At 65.4% G+C, this 17875-nt stretch carries 17 protein-coding genes and 3 tRNA genes; 6 read left to right on the top strand and 14 right to left on the bottom strand.

The genetic code is table 11. From position 1 onward, the window contains the following. Nucleotides 1-222 precede the first annotated feature (222 nt). Nucleotides 223-828, top strand: a complete 606-nt coding sequence (locus tag AC1VV3_RS00920) for a hypothetical protein (protein ID WP_132262253.1) — start codon at nt 223-225, stop codon at nt 826-828. A gap of 158 nt (nt 829-986) precedes the next feature. Here the strand turns inward: AC1VV3_RS00920 and AC1VV3_RS00915 are convergent. The 4 genes from AC1VV3_RS00915 to AC1VV3_RS00900 all read right to left on the bottom strand — a co-directional run bounded on the left by AC1VV3_RS00915 (nt 987) and on the right by AC1VV3_RS00900 (nt 1799). Continuing rightward, nucleotides 987-1063, bottom strand: a tRNA-Arg gene (locus AC1VV3_RS00915). Nucleotides 1064-1106: 43 nt separating this feature from the next. Beyond that, nucleotides 1107-1183, bottom strand: a tRNA-Arg gene (locus AC1VV3_RS00910). Between the two features lie 42 nt (nt 1184-1225). Continuing rightward, a tRNA-Arg gene (locus AC1VV3_RS00905) sits at nt 1226-1302 on the bottom strand. Between the two features lie 44 nt (nt 1303-1346). Beyond that, nucleotides 1347-1799, bottom strand: a complete 453-nt coding sequence (locus AC1VV3_RS00900) for a (deoxy)nucleoside triphosphate pyrophosphohydrolase (RefSeq protein ID WP_465128069.1) — start codon at nt 1797-1799, stop codon at nt 1347-1349. Nucleotides 1800-1896: 97 nt separating this feature from the next. On the opposite strand from AC1VV3_RS00900, the gene AC1VV3_RS00895 reads away from it, so the two are divergent. Continuing rightward, the gene (locus AC1VV3_RS00895; protein ID WP_482961932.1) at nt 1897-2085 is read left to right on the top strand and encodes a Flp family type IVb pilin; all 189 of its coding nucleotides are present in this window, start codon (nt 1897-1899) and stop codon (nt 2083-2085) included. A gap of 126 nt (nt 2086-2211) precedes the next feature. Beyond that, nucleotides 2212-2400, top strand: a complete 189-nt coding sequence (locus AC1VV3_RS00890) for a Flp family type IVb pilin (RefSeq protein ID WP_465128068.1) — start codon at nt 2212-2214, stop codon at nt 2398-2400. Between the two features lie 210 nt (nt 2401-2610). Here AC1VV3_RS00890 and AC1VV3_RS00885 read toward each other — a convergent pair whose 3' ends face one another. From AC1VV3_RS00885 to AC1VV3_RS00870, 4 genes are all read right to left on the bottom strand, one after another. Next, entirely contained in the window at nt 2611-4116 is a 1506-nt protein-coding gene (locus AC1VV3_RS00885) for a M48 family metalloprotease (protein WP_431568007.1), read from the bottom strand. 79 nt (nt 4117-4195) lie between these two features. Next, complete coding sequence (locus AC1VV3_RS00880; protein WP_431568006.1) at nt 4196-5074, bottom strand: tyrosine recombinase; 879 nt, start codon at nt 5072-5074, stop codon at nt 4196-4198. A 5-nt stretch (nt 5075-5079) separates the two neighbouring features. Then, nucleotides 5080-7002, bottom strand: a complete 1923-nt coding sequence (locus AC1VV3_RS00875; RefSeq protein ID WP_431568005.1) for a hypothetical protein — start codon at nt 7000-7002, stop codon at nt 5080-5082. Continuing rightward, a complete protein-coding gene (locus tag AC1VV3_RS00870; protein ID WP_166675155.1) occupies nt 6999-7172 on the bottom strand; it encodes a hypothetical protein in 174 nt (57 codons plus the stop codon). The genes AC1VV3_RS00875 and AC1VV3_RS00870 overlap by 4 nt, the downstream gene beginning before the upstream one ends. A gap of 58 nt (nt 7173-7230) precedes the next feature. On the opposite strand from AC1VV3_RS00870, the gene AC1VV3_RS00865 reads away from it, so the two are divergent. From AC1VV3_RS00865 to AC1VV3_RS00855, 3 genes are all read left to right on the top strand, one after another. Then, nucleotides 7231-7818 carry a shikimate kinase gene (locus tag AC1VV3_RS00865; RefSeq protein ID WP_132262242.1) on the top strand — a complete coding sequence of 196 codons (588 nt, stop codon included), beginning with the start codon at nt 7231-7233 and terminating at the stop codon, nt 7816-7818. Next, complete coding sequence (gene aroB / locus AC1VV3_RS00860; RefSeq protein ID WP_431568004.1) at nt 7809-8921, top strand: 3-dehydroquinate synthase; 1113 nt, start codon at nt 7809-7811, stop codon at nt 8919-8921. Before AC1VV3_RS00865 ends, aroB begins: the two co-directional genes overlap by 10 nt. Before the next feature lie 340 nt (nt 8922-9261). After that, a complete protein-coding gene (locus AC1VV3_RS00855; RefSeq protein ID WP_134092713.1) occupies nt 9262-10656 on the top strand; it encodes a peptide MFS transporter in 1395 nt (464 codons plus the stop codon). Between the two features lie 126 nt (nt 10657-10782). On the opposite strand, the gene AC1VV3_RS00850 is transcribed toward AC1VV3_RS00855, so the two are convergent. The 6 genes from AC1VV3_RS00850 to scpA all read right to left on the bottom strand — a co-directional run bounded on the left by AC1VV3_RS00850 (nt 10783) and on the right by scpA (nt 17860). Continuing rightward, complete coding sequence (locus AC1VV3_RS00850) at nt 10783-11565, bottom strand: thioesterase family protein (protein ID WP_431568003.1); 783 nt, start codon at nt 11563-11565, stop codon at nt 10783-10785. Then, nucleotides 11565-11936 carry a tRNA-binding protein gene (locus tag AC1VV3_RS00845; protein ID WP_431568002.1) on the bottom strand — a complete coding sequence of 124 codons (372 nt, stop codon included), beginning with the start codon at nt 11934-11936 and terminating at the stop codon, nt 11565-11567. The genes AC1VV3_RS00850 and AC1VV3_RS00845 overlap by 1 nt, the downstream gene beginning before the upstream one ends. Next, nucleotides 11937-13961, bottom strand: a complete 2025-nt coding sequence (locus AC1VV3_RS00840; protein WP_431568001.1) for an ATP-binding protein — start codon at nt 13959-13961, stop codon at nt 11937-11939. Nucleotides 13962-14191: 230 nt separating this feature from the next. Continuing rightward, nucleotides 14192-14560 (bottom strand): lysozyme inhibitor LprI family protein, encoded by a 369-nt coding sequence (locus AC1VV3_RS00835; protein ID WP_431568000.1) that lies wholly within the window; start codon nt 14558-14560, stop codon nt 14192-14194. A 7-nt stretch (nt 14561-14567) separates the two neighbouring features. Beyond that, on the bottom strand, nt 14568-15620 hold the full coding sequence (gene bioB / locus AC1VV3_RS00830) for a biotin synthase BioB (protein WP_134092708.1): 1053 nt from the start codon (nt 15618-15620) through the stop codon (nt 14568-14570). 89 nt (nt 15621-15709) lie between these two features. Further along, nucleotides 15710-17860, bottom strand: a complete 2151-nt coding sequence (gene scpA, locus AC1VV3_RS00825) for a methylmalonyl-CoA mutase (protein WP_465128067.1) — start codon at nt 17858-17860, stop codon at nt 15710-15712. Nucleotides 17861-17875 lie beyond the last annotated feature (15 nt).

Here is a 17875-nt window from a genome sequence, read left to right as displayed (position 1 = left end):
CGTTCAGCGGCCATTCCGTTGCAAGTGTGCAACATGCACCGTCAAAGTCCGTTCCTTCCCAGTGCTAACCCACGCGGAACGGGCTTCCAGCTTTCGGGTTGGAACAAATCGTCCGGGTCGTGAATTTTCCGGACCACCATTCACGCTTCCGCAGCGATTGCGCGTCGGAAGCCTCCGAGCCGGAACCGTTGGGTCGGTTCCCGCATCGAGAAGGAGTATGCCATGAAGAAATCTCTCATCGCCGCCGCGATCGCCGCCGCGACCTTGTCCCCGGTGACCGTCATGGCTCAGGGCACGGCTGCTGCCGCCACCGCCGCCCCGACGGTAGGTGCCAAGGTCTATGCCCCCGATGGCTCCGAAGTCGGTACCGTGGAAGCGGTCCAGAACGGTGTCGTCACCGTGAACACGGGCACGGCCCGCGCCGGCCTGCCCGGCACCGCTTTCGCCATGCGCGAAAAGGGCCTGACCATCGGCATGAACAAGGCCGACCTCGAAGCCGCCGTGAACGGCGCCAAGGCTGAGAGCAGCGCCGAACTCGCCACCGCCTTCGTGGCCGACAAGCCGATCAAGAGCAGCGACGGCGTCGTTCTCGGCACCGTGAGCAAGGTCGAAGGCGACGACGTCTTCGTGGCGCTCAACAACGGCTCGGTCGCCCAGCTCAAGAAGTCCTACTTCGGCCTCGGCGCAGACAAGTCGCTGACGCTCGGCATGACGTCCACGGCGTTCAACTCGCAGCTGCAGGCCAGCGCCGGCGGCCAGCCGGGTGCGGATGCCCAGGCTGCTCCCTCGGCCACTGCCGCCGCGGGCGAGACCCCCAGCGGCCAGTAATCGCCTGAGGGCAATCTGATCGAAAGGCCGGGAGCGCAGCTGCGTTTCCGGCCTTTTTCGTTTCAGTCTGATCCGGCCTCTCAGCCCGCCTGGTATCGCAGATACGAAAAACCCCGCTGGAGCCAGGCTCCGCGGGGTTTTCAGTGCATTGGTGCAAGTGGTGCGCCCGGAGCGATTCGAACGCCCGACCCTCAGATTCGTAGTCTGATGCTCTATCCAGCTGAGCTACGGGCGCACAATTTGCCCTATGTGGTGCCATTCCCTGCCGAAGGAGAGAATGGTGCGCCCGGAACGATTCGAACGTCCGACCCTCAGATTCGTAGTCTGATGCTCTATCCAGCTGAGCTACGGGCGCAAATGTCATTCTCCAACCAAAGACCATACCCCCGAAGGAGAATGGTGCGCCCGGAACGATTCGAACGTCCGACCCTCAGATTCGTAGTCTGATGCTCTATCCAGCTGAGCTACGGGCGCGTTGGAGAGGCGCCAATAGGAGCGCTTCGCCTTGCCGTCAACGCCTATATCGCGTTCTGCGCCAAGATTGTGGATAAGGCTGCGGCGAGCGGATAGTCGAGCGGCGGCATGTCGAGACCCGGGATCTCGCCGGGCATGTACCAGCCCAGCGCTTCGGCCTCATGGGCCTCCGGCTCGCCCTCCCAGGCACGGCACGCATAAAGAAGAATGACGATGGCACGGCCGCCCCCGCTCTTGGCCCTGACCTTGGCAGCCTCGTCTCCGGACGGCAGGCTCCCCGGCCCGCTCGCGAAGCCCACCGGCATGAGCGCTTCCGGCGCCAGCGCCACGCCCAGCTCTTCATGCAGCTCTCGCGCGGCAGCCATCTCGGGCGTCTCGCCTGCCTCGACTTTGCCGCCGGGGAACTCCCAGAGCCCGCCGTGTTGCGACGCCAGAGCCCGCTGCTGCATCAGCACGCGCCCGTCCGCGCGTAGCAGAGCCACGGCGACGACCAGCAAGGGTGTAAGGAAATTTTCCAGGGAAACGCCCTCCTTTAGGAACTCTTTAACGCTAAGTCGCTAATTCAATCAATGATTGGGGGCATTGCAAGTATTCATGACAGAATCATCATTTCTTACCCGCCTTCTTCGAGATGAAGATGGCGCCACTGCAATAGAGTATGGCCTGATTCTGGCCATGATCGTCCTTGCCATACTTGTCGCGCTCAACAGCCTTGCATCGGAAACGATCGCCTTGTGGGCATCCGTCAGTGATAAGTCTGCAGCGGCTACATCCGGTCAGTAATTACTTTCTCTGTTTAAGTTTTTTTCAACACTTCCAGCCTAGATCCCAATCTGTCCAAAGCGCCGAAGCGAGTGCCTGGCGGGGCGGACCGGGTACACAAGACTGCTTTCATTCAGGAGACATGACATGAAGTTTCTCGCCAAGCTGCGCCGCAACGAAGAAGGCGCCACCGCAATCGAATACGGCCTGATCGCCGCTCTGATCGCCGTCGCCGCGATCGCCGCCATGCAGGGCCTGGGTTCGAACCTTAAGACGACGTTCACCAAGACCTCGACCGCGATCGAAGGCGGCAACACCGCATCTGAGAGCGAATAATAGCTCCATAAGCAATTCTAGAGGGCGGCGGGGAAACCTGCCGCCCTTTTTTATAAGTCGTATGTTTGAGGCCAACGCCGCGATCTACCTTAGCCGACGTCATCCTGAACTTGTTTCGGGATCCACCGCGGGCCATGAACCGCGGCGTCTTGTGCGGCACACATCCTGAAATAAGTTCAGGACAACGCTGGCAATTACCGAAACTAGGCTTCAATACGTCACCAGCTTCACCCGCTGCCCCGGAACCAGCCGCGCACCGCTCCCCAGTCCGTTGAGCACCAGAAACCGCTCCACGGCCCCATCGCTGTACGCCATGCGCGATGCCAGCGACTGCACGGTGTCGCCAGCCTTTACAGTCACGACCGCCAGCCTTCGCGGCTTGACTTGGCCCGCCTCGCCTGCGGAAATCCGGCGCATGCTCTTGAACATCGCGTTGAACGCGCCCGCGCCGCCGACGCGCGTGATCGTCAGGAAGTGATAGGCCTTGCCGCCGCCGAAGTCGTAGGCGAACACGGCCACATCCACCGGACCGCTGGACGCCTGCACTTGCGCCACGCCATAGGCCGCCGGAATGCCGTTCACGTTCGCGCTCTCGATGCTGGACGGCACGATCCGCGCCTGCCCTGATTCGGTGAGGCTGGAAAACACGGTCTGGATATAAGCATCCAGTCCCGTCCCCATCGGTCCGCCCGAGAACTGCGCCTTCCCCGAATCGCCGTTGATCGAAACCGCCTGGGTTCCATTCACGAGGTAGAACCCCTCGGGCGCCTGGAACGCCAGGCGCAGCTCGGGATGGGTGAAACGGTTGCCGTCGATAATTCCCTGCTTGGGATCGTCGCCGTAGACCAGACCATCGATCCGGGTGAGAAATTCGTCGCGGTTGGTCATGCCCGTCGCCGAGGCGCCTGCCTGGGCCTGCGCATCGCGCACGCGGGAGGCCGGGTCCGGGTGCGTTGAGGCCCACTGCGGAACCTGATTCGATGTGCCGCGCAGTTGCGCCTCCAGGGCCGTCTGGCGCGCGAGGCTATCCAGCACGGTCGCCATGGCCCGCGGATCGTAGCCCGCCCGCTTTAGGTAAGTGATGCCAAGCCGGTCCGCTTCCAGCTCCTGACTGCGCGAATATTTCAGCGTCAGCATTTGCGAGCCCTGTGAGGCCAGTTGCTGCCCCAGCCTGCCGAAAGCGCTGTCCCCCAGCAGGACACCCGACAGCAAGGATCCCAGTACGCCCAGCAACTGGTTGCGCGAGGCGGCTTCCTGTCGCTTGGCCGAATGCCGTGCGGCGACATGACCGACCTCATGCCCAAGCACCCCGGCCAGTTCCGCCTCGTTGTTCATCAGGGCCGTGAGCTGACGGGTGACGTAGATATAGCCGCCCGGGATCGCGAAGGCATTGTTCACCGGCGAGTTCAGCAACGTGACGGTAAAGTCGCCGCGCGCGTTCGAAAGGCCGGACTGGATTGCGATGTTCTTGCCGACCTGCTCGACATAACTGGCCTGAGGGCCGGTCACGGCGCCGCCGAATTCGGCGAGGAGATCGGGGTGCGCCTTGGCGCCTTCCGCCTTGTCGGCACGGCTGATGGCGTTGACAGTGGCCGGGCGGGCCGCGGCAGCGACGGCAACGCCTGTCGTGCTTGGCGCCAGGGCCAGCAGCGCGGCGCCCGCGCAAGTCGCGGCGAAAGCGCCCCTGAGCGCCCGAACCGGTTGGTATGCAGACATCTTCTTCCCCTCGGACGATGGCAATTCTTCGCGTTTCTCCCGTGAAGCAACGGGAAGGATAATGCGAGGTTCCCTCCGCTCAGCCGCGCGCCAGTGGATGGCGCGCGTTTACCAGCGCCACCAGCCGCGCGCTGTCGACATGCGTGTAGATCTGGGTCGTCGCGATATCCGCATGCCCCAGCAGCATCTGCAGAACGCGCAGGTCCGCCCCGCCTTCGAGCAGATGCGTCGCAAAGGCATGGCGCAGCACATGCGGAGACACGCGCGTGGGATCGATTTCCGCGCGCACCGCCAGCGCCTTCAGCAATTGAAACAGGCGCACCCGCGTCAGATGGCCGCTTTCCCCGGTGGAGGGGAACAGGAATTTCGACGTGCCGCGTCGTACCGCCAGCCACCGCGAGAGCACCATGCGCGCACGGCCGCTCACCGGCACCATGCGCTGCTGCCCGCCCTTCCCCGTCACATGCAGGAAAGGCGCATCGCGCGGCACCGCGGCGACCGGCAGAGAAACGAGTTCGGTGGCCCGCAGGCCCGAGCCATAGAGCAATTCCAAAAGCGCCAGCAGCCGCACCGCGTCGGAGCGCTCCCCCGCCGCCTCTGCCTCGGCCGTGGCCAGGAACCGCTCCACTTCCGCATGCGAAAGCATACGCGGCAAGGGCCTGCGCGTGCGGGGGCGCGGCAGCGAGCCGGAGGGATCGTCTGCACGCAGGCCCTCGTCCACCAGGAAGCCGTAGAATTGCCGGAGCGCCGAACAGCGGCGCGAAAGGCTGGATGCTGCGAGCCCGGTCCAGGCCTCTCCCAGGCCGGCCAGCGAATCGCCGTCGGCAGCCGCAAGATCGCCCAGCACCTCCTCGGCGGCCGCAAGATCGCGCCGATAGGCGGCGAGCGTGTTGGCCGCGGCCCCGCGTTCGGCCGCCAGCATCGCCAGGAACCGTTCGGCGTGGCTTCCGCCCGCCATCCCGGTCAGGCCCGTGCCACGGCTTCCGCGGCGATCATCCGCGCCTCGGCATCGAGGCCGACCGTGCGAAGCGCAGAGACGATGTGGTAGAGGTAACGCGGCGTCATCCGCTGCCAACTGCTGCCCTGCATGCCGAGACCGACAAGCAGGGCGACGCTGGCGGCATCGCCGTCCGTGGCCGCCTTGTCGATGGCGGCGGTGAAACGGGTCGCGCTGTCCAGCTGCATGCCCCAGTCGCCCGAATAGCGCGAGGCCGCGCCTTCATCGATCCGACCCAGTCCGGCAAGTCCGGCGACAAGGAAGGCGCTGCGGCGCTTGTTCTGGCTGTCGTCGGCCCCGTAATAGGTATCCACCGCGCCCGAATCCACGGCCCGGATACGGCCCGGCGCAGCGAGCGTCAGCAGGCCCCAGCCCTCGCTGCCCGACGCCACGATCGGCGACCAGGCCAGCGCATTGGTATCGTAACCCGCCGAAAGCATCGAGGCGATCAGCGCAGCGGCATCGTCCTCCATGTCCTTGCTCGGCGCAATGCGCGCTGCGGCTGCGGCGGTCAGCACCTGGCGGGCATAGGCAGCCTCCCCGGTCGTGCCGGTCCAGAGGTTCTGCATCGCGGAAAGGCGCGCGCCGGGCGCTTCCAGCGTATAGGCATCGCGCAGGCTTTCTGCGCGCTTCTGCCATTCGCCGGTCACTTCGGGATCGGCATAGACCTGCGAATAGAGGTCGACCATCGCGGCATTGGAAAGCACGCCGCTGGCCGCCGCCCGGTCGGCGGCAATGGCCCGGCGCTCCAGGCCGACCATCGGCGCAAGCGCGGTGGCATAGTCGTACATCCGCCCGGCGCCGGACATGGCGCTATCGGGCGGGGTGAGACCAACGCCGATCGCCAGGCCGTAGCGCCAGGGCGTCATCGTATCGACGCCGTCCCACTCGATCGTCACGGCCTTGCGTGAACGTCCCGCAGCGCCTGCGTACTTCTGCGCGAGCAGCGAATCGATCCGCGGCATCTTGCCGCTGACGCGGGCCCGCTCCAGCCGGGCGAGCGCGGCGGCGCCACTGCCCCGGAAGGCATCGCAGATCGACTGCGCGGCGCTCCATTCGGCAGTGTCGTCCTGCATGCCCTGGATCGAGAGCACCGGGCACATGCCGGTGAAATCGGCCGTGCGCTGGTAGATGTCGAAGGCCTCGCGGGTAATACCCGGCGTGAAGTTCGAGATATCCAGCCCCTGCAGGACCGCGCGGGCGGCGTCCGTTTCGCCCATCCGAATCAGCAGGCCTACGCGAAGGCCGAGGAATTGCTGCGGGCTCATGCCCGGCGGCGCCTGGAGCCGCGAGGCGAGCGCGCGGCGCAGCAGGATATGCCCCCAGCGCGAGACCAGCGCCCCGCGATTGGCGGCGATGGCGGTCTGCACCAGATAGGGGTTCTGGGCGGAGAGCGAAGCTGCGGCCATCCCGCCCTCGCTCTCGTCGACCAGACCGATCTGCTCCATCGAGCGGCGAGCGCCCGCCGGCATGTCGAGATCGAGCTTGTCGGTCAGCAACTGTTCGAAGGCCTCGGGCGACATGCCCTGCAGTTCTTCAAGCGTGGGCATGCGCGTGAGCGTGCTCTTGCCGCTGGCGTCGGTCGTCACGAAGCCGCTGGTGGGAAAGCTCGGCGCATCCTCCACCGGCAAGGCCTGGATCACCGGGGTCGAAACCGAGCGCGGCGCGCTCGACGGCGATGCCGGTGCGGCGACCGAAGGGCTTGCCGCCGGGCGACTGGAAGGCCGCGGCGGCGCAGCAGGCGCGGCGCTTGGCGTGGCGCGCGCGGGCGGTTCGTCGAACATCTTCGGCAGTAGCGATTCGGGCGCATCCTGCGCCACTGCCCACACCGAAGTCAGCGCCAGCGAAACGCCGGCCAGCAGATGCCAGGACCGTACACCCAGGCTCATCGGGGCAGCTCCGGCACCGGAATCGGCTCGACGATATCGCGCACCGGCGAACGGCCGCCGTCCGACCATGCCCAGGCGCCCAAAAGGACCGCCCCCAGGACTGCCACCGGAGCGACGATGGAAACGGCAGCCACGCCTGAGAACTTGCGCCTGCGTTTTTGTATCGTCACTCGCCTTCCTTCACCGATGCTTGCGCTGCGACCTAGCGCAACTATAGGCGATGGAGCAATGGACGTTCAACAAACCCGGTTTTCCGCGCAGGAAATTGCCGCACTCGCGCGGCGCATCGATCGCCCCATCGTGCTGGTGGGTATGATGGGCGTGGGCAAGTCCAGCGTGGGCAAGCGGCTCGCGACGCTTCTCGAATGTCCTTTCGTGGACGCCGATGAGGAAATCGAGCGTTCCGCGCAGATGACCATCCCGGAAATCTTCGAAACCTACGGCGAATCCTACTTCCGCGACGGCGAGCGCCGGGTGATCTCCCGCCTCATCGAATCCGGGCCGGATTCCAGGGTCGGACGCTGCGTGATCGCCACGGGCGGCGGCGCGTTCTGTAATGAGATCACGCGGCAGCTGATCCTGGACAAGGCCATCACGGTCTGGCTCGACAGCGAAGTGGAAACCCTGGTCGAGCGCACCGCGCGCAAGGACAACCGCCCCCTGCTCAAGGGCGGCGACCCGCACGAGATACTCGGCAGGCTGCGCGACGACCGGCGGCCGCACTATTCGCAGGCCCCGATCCATGTGCTCAGTCACAGCGGGCCGCACGTCCAGACGATCAACAACGTCCTGCAGGGAATTTCGCAATGGCTGTAATCCCCGTCGATATCGCCGGCCGCCCTTACGAAGTGCGCGTCGGCGCCGGCCTCCTGGCCGAACTCGTCCCGCAGTGCCGCGGCCTCCTGCGCAAGCGCGGCGTGCCGATCATCACCGACGTCAATGTCCACGCCGCCTGGGGCGCCGTGGTAGAGGCCAACCTGCGCGAAAACGGCCATGAGCCGCACTGGCGCATCCTGCCCGCCGGAGAGGCCACCAAGTCCTGGGAAGAACTGGCCGCCACCGTGAACTGGCTGCTCTCGCTGGAAGTGGAGCGCGGCGATCACATCCTCGCGCTGGGCGGCGGTGTCATCGGCGATCTCACCGGCTTCTGCGCCGCCGTGCTCAAGCGCGGCTGCAAGTTCATCCAGGTGCCGACCACGCTGCTGGCCCAGGTCGATTCGAGCGTGGGCGGCAAGACCGCGATCAACACGCCCGCCGGCAAGAACCTCGTCGGTGCCTTCCACCAGCCTTCGCTCGTCCTGGCCGACCTCTCCGCGCTGGAAACGCTGCCAGAGCGAGACTTCCTGGCCGGTTATGCCGAAGTGGTGAAGTACGGCCTCATCGACGATGCCGACTTCTTCGCCTGGTGCGACACCAACGCGGCCGCCATGATCGCCGGCGACAGCCAGTTGCGCGAATATGCGGTGGCCCATTCCGTGGCGAGCAAGGCCCGCATCGTTGCCGAAGATGAGTTCGAGACCACCGGCAAGCGCGCGCTGCTCAATCTCGGCCACACGTTCGGCCATGCGCTGGAGGCCGAGACCGGCTTTTCCGACCGCCTGCTCCACGGCGAAGGCGTGGCGCTCGGCATGGTGCTGGCCGCACGCTATTCCGCGCGCCGCGAACTCATGCCGCGCGCCAGCGCCGAGCATATCGCCCGTCATATCGGGGAGATCGGCCTGCCTGCCGGGCTTGCGCGGCTGGGTCTGGACTGCGACGGCACCCGCCTGGTCGATCACATGCTCCATGACAAGAAGATGGACGCGGGCACCCTGCCCTTCCTGCTGCTCAAGGGAATCGGCCAGACCTACCTCGACAAGCAGGTTTCGCTGGAGGACGTCGCCGCCTTCCTCGACGAGGAACTCGCCCGCCCGGACTGACCGGCTCTTGGCAAACCACGCCCGACCGACTGATTTCACGCGCAAATGTTCCGATGTCCCGTGCCTCGCGCGCGGTGACTGCCGAAACCCGATGCCTCTCCGCACGTTCTGATTCTGTCCCGCCACGCGGGAATGTGGCGCCGATCGCAAACCCTTTTTTGGGAGGTCCGGGGGCGTACGGGAAGGCGACAGGTCGATCGGGTCTGTCGCCTTTTCCCGTTTGGAGAGAGGCGCTTGGGCCTCGCAGGCCGTGCAATCCTTGGCCTGGCGTGACATTACCATGACGCGCCACTATGGTGCGCGCTTGGATAACAAAAGTACCGGGCCGCACCAGACCGCCATGACACTTTCCGAAGCCACTCCCGAACTCGACTTCCCCGAGGAAATCGAGCGCAACGACCGCGCATTCCTGGGCCACCCCAAGGGCCTGGGCTATCTCTCCTTCGTCGAGGGATGCGAGCGCTTCTCGTACTATTCGATGCAGACCCTGCTCGTGCTCTACATGGTGAAGTACCTGCTGCTGCCGGAGAACGTCGGCAAAGTCGCCGGCCTGTCCTGGCTGCGCGGCTGGCACTACGCCGGGCTGGAGGGACAGCCGCTGGCTTCGGCGATCTTCGGCGACTACACCTCGCTCGTCTACCTGACCCCGATCCTGGGCGGCATCGTCGCGGACCGCTGGCTGGGCCGCAAGGCCACCCTGATCGCGGGCGCCGTGGTCATGTCGCTCGGCCACTTCCTCATGGCGTTCGAGGGCATGTTCCTCTTCGCCCTGATCTCGCTGGTGGTCGGCGTCGGCCTGTTCAAGGGCAATATCGCCAGCCAGGTCGGCGAACTCTACAAGCCCGGCGATTTGCGCCGCGCCATGGCGTTCCAGATCTTCTACATCGCCATCAACGTCTCGGTGATCGTCGCGCCGCTGATCGCGGGCACGCTGGGCGAGGAAGTGGGCTGGCACTACGGCTTCGGCACGGCCGGGATCGTCATGGTGCTGGGCCTCGTCATCTATCTCAAGGCCGGGCACTGGCTGCCCGCCGACAACCGCGCGGCCAAGGGCGACAAGACGCCTCGCTCACGTCTCGCCCGCGGAGACTGGCCGCGCCTCGGCGCGCTGGCCGTGCTGGTGCCGGTGCTCGCCATCGCGATGATGACCAACCAGGAGATCTTCAACGCCTATCTCGTATGGGCGGACGCCAAGTTCCAGCTGACTTTCTTCGGCACCACCCTGCCGACGAGCTGGATGATCACCGTGGATGCGACCCTCAGCTTCTCCATGCTGGTGGCCGTAGCCGCGTTCTGGAAATGGTACGCGGATCGCACCGGCCGCGAGCCCGACGAACTGGGCAAGATGATCATCGGCTCGGTCTTTTCGATCATCGGCGGGTCATGCCTGGTCATCGCCGCCGCAACGGCCGGGGACGCCAGGATCGGCCTGTTCTGGCCGGTCATGTTCCACTTGTTCAATTCGATCGGCTTCGCGCACATCATGCCGGTAAGCCTCGCGCTCTTCACCAAGATCGCGCCGCGCGCGCTCAACGCGACGGTCGTCGGCATCTATTACCTGGCCTTCTTCGGTGCCAACAAGATCGTGGGCGAAGTGGGCGGCTGGTATTCCTCGATGGACACCGTGTCGTTCTGGCTGATCCACGTCGCTGCCGCAGCCGTCGGCCTGATCGCGTTCTCGGCCTTCAAGATCGCGCTGGGCAAGACCCTGGCAGGTGAGCCGGCGCCCGCCTGACAAGGCGGGATCGCCACCCGACTTTCGTCATCGCGCACTTAGCGAAGCGATTCAGGGCGGTTTACACCGCTCCGGATTGCTTCGTGGGCTGCGTCTCCTTGCAGGTGACGAAAAGGGCTGAGCAACTCAGCCGAACACCGCCACCGACTGCATCCCCGCAATCACCGGCGCGCCCGCAGCGCTCCACTGGAGAATATGCTCACTGGCCCCGCCGTCCCGCGCAAATGCGCTGGTGGTGCGCAGCAGCCACCAGCCGTCCTCGGTGACCGGCGCCGGTTCCAGCAGATTGATGTGCCAGTGCATCGAGCTGATCGGCACGCGGAAATTGAGCAGCGGCAGCACCGCCGTCGGCAAGGCATCGCCGACCAACACCGCTTCCAGCGCCGGATCGAGGCCGCCGCGCTCTTTCAGGCGCACCCACCAGCACATATCCGCCTCGCCCAGCGCCGATTTCGGCAAGGCGAACCGCGCATCGAAGTTCCGCTTCAGAAATTCGGGCGCCACGTCCAGCGGCACCGGCCTGGCATCGGCCACCGGGTTCACGCCCTCCGGCATCGGATAGCCGGCGATATCCGCCGCGCTCTCGATCTGGCGCATGAACACGAAGCTGGCGGTGAAACCCACGCACTTCTCGTTCGCAAGCTCGGCAGCTACCCAGGTGGCATTGCGCCCCTTGCGCACGATCCGCGCCCGCGCTTCCACGCGGCCAGCCAGCGGCGCGATCATCGCGAACTGGCCGGAACGCAGCGGCGGCAATTCGGGATCGAGCCGCTGCGCCGCCGCCAGCGCAACCGCCGAAGTCAGCCCGCCGTAAGCGGTGCGGCCCTGAAGCCAGTCTTCGGTGATATCGAAAACGAAACCGCCCTCGATCTCCTCCGCGCTCGCCAGAAGCGCAGCAAACCCCGTCATCAGAACAACCTCGAACCGTTGGGCACCGGCTGGTCCGGTGCGAAAAGGACCACCCGGCCCTCCTCGTCCGCGAAGCCGAGCGTGAGCGCCTCGGACACGGCCTTGCCGATCTGGCGCCTGGGGAAATTCACGACCGCCGCCACCTGCCGCCCGATCAATTCTTCGGGAGAATAGAGCGCGGCGACTTGCCCCACGCTCTTTCTCTCGCCAACGCCGGGACCGAAATCGATCCGCAATTTAAGGCTCGGCTTGCGCGCTCCCTCGTAGACTTCGGCGGCGACGATCGTGCCGACGCGGATGTCCACTTTCAGGAAGTCGTCGAAGCTGACTTGCTCAGCCGCAGGCGCGGCGGGGTCGTGGTCCAGGTGCATTTACTCCATTTCGAGGATGACGGCGTCCACCGCAAGGCTTTCGCCTGCCTTGGCATTGACCGCCTTCACCACGCCCGACTTCTCGGCGCGCAGGATGTTTTCCATCTTCATGGCTTCGACGACGGCCAGCGGCTGCCCTGCCTCAACCTTGTCCCCCTCGCCCACATGAAGCGCGACGAGCAGGCCCGGCATCGGGCAGATCAGGAACTTCGAGAGATCCGGCGGGATCTTTTCGATCATGTGCTTGCTGAGCGAAGCCACGCGGCTGGGCAGGATCTGCACATTGTGGATGCAGCCGCGCGTGGTCATCCTGAGGCCCGTGCGCGTCGGTGCGACGCGGATGCCGATGGCCTCGCCATCGATCTCGGCTTCGATCAGCCGGTCACCGGGGGTGTATTCCATTGCCAGTTCGACAAAGGCGCCGTTCACCGTGACGTCCTCGTCGTCGATGACGACTTCGTAGGCCGCCTTGTCGATGGTGACGGTCCATTCCGAGGGCGGCGACAAACGATGCGGCGCCAGTTGCCCGTCGACCCGGCGTGCCCGGTCTGCCCGCGCAGTGGCGACGAAAGCGGCGACGGCAGCCAGCTTGCCCTTGAGGTCCTCCGACGCGGGCGCGCCGGTAAAGCCCTCGGGATATTCCTCGGCGATGAAGCCCGTGGTCAGTTCGCCCGAGCGGAAGCGCGGGTGCTGCATGATGGCCGAGACGAAATCGATGTTGTGGCCAAGGCCCTCGATCTCGAACAGGTCGAGCGCGGCCACTTGCTTGTCGGCGGCTTCGTCGCGCGTTTCGCCCCAGGTGATGAGCTTGGCGATCATCGGATCGTAGAACATCGAAACTTCGCCGCCTTCGTAGACGCCGTCATCCACGCGCACGCCATGGATGCCGCGACGGCCGTTCTCGGCGCCGTCGTCGTCCCAGCCGTCCACCGGCGGCTGATAGCGCACGAGGCGGCCGGTCGAGGGCAGGAAGCCGCGATAGGGGTCTTCGGCATAGACGCGGTTTTCGATGGCCCAGCCGTCGATCTTCACGTCCGCCTGCGTCATCTCCAGCTTCTCGCCCGCGGCGACGCGGATCATCTGCTCGACCAGATCGACGCCAGTGATCGCTTCGGTAACCGGGTGCTCGACCTGAAGACGGGTGTTCATTTCGAGGAAGTAGAAGCTCTCGCCGGTCGCATCCGCGCCCGAGACGATCAGTTCGACGGTACCTGCCGAATAGTAGCCCACCGCGCGCGACAGCGCGACGCACTGCTCACCCATCGCCTTGCGCATCGCGGGGGTCACGAAGGGCGACGGCGCTTCCTCAACCACCTTCTGGTGGCGGCGCTGGATCGAGCATTCGCGCTCGTTCAGGTAGAGGATGTTGCCGTGCTTGTCGCCGAGGATCTGGATTTCGATGTGGCGCGGGTTGAGAATGAACTTCTCGATGAAGACGCGGTCGTCGCCGAAGGAATTGAGGCCCTCGCGCTTCACGGACTCGAAGCCCTCGCGCACGTCCTTTTCGTCGTAGGCCAGGCGCATGCCCTTGCCGCCGCCGCCGGCGCTGGCCTTCATCATCACCGGATAGCCGATCTCGTTCGAGATCCGCACGGCGTGCTCGGTGTCCTCGATCTCACCGACAAAGCCGGGGACGACGTTGACGCCCGCCTGCTTGGCCAGCTTCTTGGATTCGATCTTGTCGCCCATCGCGGCGATCGCGCCAACGGGAGGCCCGATGAACTCGATGCCCTCTGCGGCCAGCGCTTCGGCGAAGGAGGTGCGCTCGGAGAGGAAGCCGTAGCCGGGGTGCACCGCTTCGGCGCCGGTCTGCTTGCAGGCCTGGATGATCTTGTCGGCAATCAGGTAGGACTGCGCAGCGGGCGCGGGACCGATGTGAACCGCCTCATCGGCCATCTGCACGAACGGCGCGCGGGCATCGGCGTCGGAATAGACGGCAACGGTCTGGATGCCCATGCGGCGCGCGGTCTTGATCACGCGGCAGGCAATCTCGCCCCGGTTTGCGATGAGGATTTTCTTGAACAACCCCGTAACTCCCAAGTCAGCCGCCGTGCATGAAGAAGCCGGCGTCGATCACCAAAACCATCGCTCAGAGCGTCGCGGCGAGGATGAATATCCCCGCCGGCACACTCATCGTTCGTCTCCCTGAACTTGTTTCAGGGTCCATCGCGCCGCACAGGCCATCGGCCCGGGGCGCGAAATGGATGCTGCAGCGCGTCCAGCATGACGGGTTTGCAAGCGGAGAGCACCGGGCATCAGTTCCCCGCGCTCCCATAAGCGCGCAGCTGTTTCGTGCGCGCCTCGGTCAATCCCTTGAGGCAGCCGTTCTGCTGAAGCGGCCAGATCGTGCCGCTTTCCTCACGCGGGCCATTCTCCGAAAGGCACTGGGCGTCGCGCCAGGCGAGCCACTTGCGCTGCGCATCGAGCAGCCGATTGAAATTGCCAACGGGTCCCTGCTTGTCGGCAGCTTTCGCCTTGGCCACCGCCTTCCCCCAAGCCTCGTTCATCACCCGATCGGCGGACTGGAAGTCGCGATACGAACACACGTTCATGTCCGTCTGCGTCATCGCATTGGCGCAATCGATCGGGGGCTGCGAGGCCAGGAGAAGGATCGGCAGGATCATGCGCGGGTCACTCGGCCGCTTCCAGCTTCGCGCAGCCCTTGGGCATCCGCTGGGCTTCGACTTGCGCCTCGGTCAGTTCGATGGCCATCGGCTTGATGCCGAGGCGCGCGAACATCGCCATGTCGCTGTCGTCGCCCGCGTTCGGCGCGGTGAGCAGCTGGTCGCCCGTGAAGATCGAGTTCGCGCCGGCCATGAAGCACATCGCCTGCGTCATTTCCGACATCGACTCGCGCCCCGCCGAGAGGCGCACCATCGACAGCGGCATGGTGATGCGCGCGACCGCCACCGTGCGCACGAATTCCACGTCATCGATCTTGGCCAGCGGAGTGTCGGCCAGCATGTCGCCCAGCACGGTGCCCTTCACCGGAACCAGCGCGTTGACCGGCACCGACTGCGGGTGATCCGGCAGGGTCGCCAGCGTGTGGACGAAGCCCACGCGGTCGGCACGCGTCTCGCCCATGCCGACGATGCCGCCGGAGCAGACGTTGATGCCCGCCATGCGCACGTTCGACAGCGTGTCGAGGCGGTCATCCATCGTGCGCGTGGTGATGACCTGGTCATAGCGCTCGGGCGAAGTGTCGATGTTGTGGTTGTAGTAGTCGAGCCCGGCGTCAGAAAGCATGTCCGCCTGATCGGGCGTCAGCATGCCCAGCGTCATGCAGGTTTCCATGCCCATCGCGCGCACGCCCTTCACCATCTCGATGATGGCGGGCATGTCGCGGTCCTTGGGGTTGCGCCAGGCGGCGCCCATGCAGAAGCGGGTGGACCCCTGATCGGCCGCCTGCGCCGCACGCTGGAGCACCTGCTGCACTTCCATCAGCTTGGTAGCCTTGACCCCGCTGTTGGCCGAAACCGACTGCGAGCAATAGCCGCAGTCTTCCACGCAGCCGCCGGTCTTGATCGAAAGCAGCGTGGAAAGCTGCACTTCGTTGGCCTTGTGGTTGGCACGGTGCACTTCGGCCGCGCGGAACACCAGTTCGGTGAACGGCAGATCGAACAGTGCCGCGATTTCCTCACGGGTCCAGTCGGTACGGGGGCTGATGGAAGGGGTTTCGGTCATAGTCATTCCTCAGGCAGAGCGCGCGGGATGACGCGCGGCCAAACCCCGGTCATAGGGGCAAGCGCGGCGTCGATCCAGCGTGACCATCCTTATTCCGCCACTTCCAGCGAAGAACCGAGCGGCGGCATGTTGTGGCCGAGCAGGCGCAGCACGTCAGCCGCGCATTCGACGACGTTGGTGCCGGGGCCGTAGATGCCCTGAACGCCGGCACCCCGCAGGAACTCATAGTCCTGCGGCGGGATCACGCCGCCGGCGATCACCTTGATGTCGCTCCGGCCCGCTTCGCGCAGTTTCTGGATCAGTTCAGGGATCAGCGTCTTGTGACCGGCCGCGAGGCTGGACGCACCGACCACGTCGACCGCGCTTTCCAGCGCGAGCACGACGGTCTCTTCCGGCGTCTGGAACAGCGGACCCGAAACGACGTCGAAGCCCATGTCCCCGAAGGCCGAGGCGATGACGTTGGCGCCGCGATCGTGGCCATCCTGACCCATCTTGGCGACCAGCACCTTGGGCTTGCGGCCGAGACGGCGCTCCACCGCCTGCACGCCGTCCAGCACCTGCTGCCAGCGGCTGTCACCCTCGTAAGGCGCGCCATAGACCCCCTTCACCGGGGTCGGCTGGGTGCCGTAGCGCTGGAAGCTGTCTTCCATGGCCGAGCTGATCTCGCCCAGCGTGGCGCGGGCGCGGGCACACTCGACGGCGAGCGCGAGGAGGTTGTTCTCGATGCTGGACACGCCTGCCGCGCCGTCACGCAGCGCCTTCAGAGCGGCCTGGCACTTGGCCTCGTCACGCTCCGCCTTCATCTTGTTGATGCGGGCGATCTGGCCTTCGCGGACCTTGGCGTTGTCGACTTCCAGCGTCTCCAGCAGGTCCTCGCTGGCGAGACGGTACTTGTTGACGCCGACGATCACGTCGTCGCCCCGGTCCACCCGCGCCTGGCGGGCGGCGGCGGCGGTTTCGATCATCGCCTTGGGCCAGCCTGCAGCGACGGCCTTGGCCATGCCGCCCTCTGCCTGCACGCGTTCGATGATCTCCCAGGCCTGGTCGACCAGCTGCTGCGTCAGCGATTCGATGTAGTAGGACCCACCCAGCGGATCGACGACATTGCACATGCCGGTCTCCTCCTGGATGATGATCTGCGTGTTGCGGGCGATGCGGGCCGAGAAGTCGGTCGGCAGCGCGATCGCTTCATCCAACGCATTGGTATGCAGCGACTGGGTGCCGCCCAGCATCGAGGCCATCGCCTCGATCGTGGTGCGGATGACGTTGTTGTAGGGATCCTGCTCCTGCAAGCTCACGCCCGAAGTCTGGCAGTGGGTGCGCAGCATCTTCGAACGCTCGTCCTTGGCGCCCAGCTCCGTCATCACCCGGTGCCACAGCACGCGCGCGGCGCGCAGCTTGGCCACTTCCATGAAGAAGTTCATACCGATGGCGAAGAAGAACGACAGGCGGCCTGCGAACTTGTCGATATCGAGGCCCGATGCCACGCCGTACTTCACGTATTCCGCGCCGTCCGCGATGGTGAAGGCCAGTTCCTGCACCTGCGTCGCGCCGGCTTCCTGCATGTGGTAGCCGGAAATCGAGATCGAGTTGAACTTCGGCATCTCGCGGCTGGTATAGCCGAAGATGTCCGAGATGATCCGCATGCTCGGCTCGGGCGGGTAGATATAGGTGTTGCGGACCATGAACTCCTTGAGGATGTCGTTCTGAATGGTCCCGTCGAGCAGCTTGCGGTCGACGCCCTGCTCCTCACCGGCAACGATGAAGAAGGCCAGGATCGGGATGACCGCACCGTTCATCGTCATCGAGACCGACATCTTGTCGAGCGGAATGCCGTCGAACAGGATCTTCATATCCTCGACGGAATCGATGGCGACGCCCGCCTTGCCCACGTCACCCACGACGCGCGGGTGATCGCTGTCATAGCCGCGATGGGTGGCAAGGTCGAAGGCGACCGAAAGGCCCTTCTGGCCCGCCGCGAGGTTGCGGCGATAGAAGGCGTTCGATTCCTCGGCAGTGGAGAAGCCCGCGTACTGGCGGATGGTCCAGGGCCGGCCGGCATACATCGAGGCGCGCACGCCGCGCGTGAACGGCGCGAAGCCGGGAAAGCCGGGATCGACGGTCACGTCCTCGGCGGTGTAGAGCGGCTTCACCGCAATACCCTCGGGCGTGTTCCAGGTCAGGTCCTTACCCTTGACCTCCTTTTCGGCGGCCGCCTTCCAGTCATTGATGTCTGCCATTGTCCGCATCCCTTT

Source organism: Novosphingobium sp. BL-S-34, from assembly GCF_056857015.1.
Note: the sequence above shows the minus strand (reverse complement) of the source record. Positions and strands in the feature narration are given on the sequence as shown.

Bases quoted from the DNA above. Each gene is read 5' to 3' on its own strand.
- AC1VV3_RS00920 (WP_132262253.1), top strand. From the start codon at position 223: ATGAAGAAATCTCTCATCGCCGCCGCGATCGCCGCCGCGACCTTGTCC.
- AC1VV3_RS00895 (WP_482961932.1), top strand. From the start codon at position 1,897: ATGACAGAATCATCATTTCTTACCCGCCTTCTTCGAGATGAAGATGGC.
- AC1VV3_RS00890 (WP_465128068.1), top strand. From the start codon at position 2,212: ATGAAGTTTCTCGCCAAGCTGCGCCGCAACGAAGAAGGCGCCACCGCA.
- AC1VV3_RS00885 (WP_431568007.1), bottom strand. From the start codon at position 4,116: ATGTCTGCATACCAACCGGTTCGGGCGCTCAGGGGCGCTTTCGCCGCG.
- AC1VV3_RS00880 (WP_431568006.1), bottom strand. From the start codon at position 5,074: ATGGCGGGCGGAAGCCACGCCGAACGGTTCCTGGCGATGCTGGCGGCC.
- AC1VV3_RS00875 (WP_431568005.1), bottom strand. From the start codon at position 7,002: ATGAGCCTGGGTGTACGGTCCTGGCATCTGCTGGCCGGCGTTTCGCTG.
- AC1VV3_RS00865 (WP_132262242.1), top strand. From the start codon at position 7,231: ATGGACGTTCAACAAACCCGGTTTTCCGCGCAGGAAATTGCCGCACTC.
- aroB (WP_431568004.1), top strand. From the start codon at position 7,809: ATGGCTGTAATCCCCGTCGATATCGCCGGCCGCCCTTACGAAGTGCGC.
- AC1VV3_RS00855 (WP_134092713.1), top strand. From the start codon at position 9,262: ATGACACTTTCCGAAGCCACTCCCGAACTCGACTTCCCCGAGGAAATC.
- AC1VV3_RS00850 (WP_431568003.1), bottom strand. From the start codon at position 11,565: ATGACGGGGTTTGCTGCGCTTCTGGCGAGCGCGGAGGAGATCGAGGGC.
- AC1VV3_RS00845 (WP_431568002.1), bottom strand. From the start codon at position 11,936: ATGCACCTGGACCACGACCCCGCCGCGCCTGCGGCTGAGCAAGTCAGC.
- AC1VV3_RS00835 (WP_431568000.1), bottom strand. From the start codon at position 14,560: ATGATCCTGCCGATCCTTCTCCTGGCCTCGCAGCCCCCGATCGATTGC.
- bioB (WP_134092708.1), bottom strand. From the start codon at position 15,620: ATGACCGAAACCCCTTCCATCAGCCCCCGTACCGACTGGACCCGTGAG.
- scpA (WP_465128067.1), bottom strand. From the start codon at position 17,860: ATGGCAGACATCAATGACTGGAAGGCGGCCGCCGAAAAGGAGGTCAAG.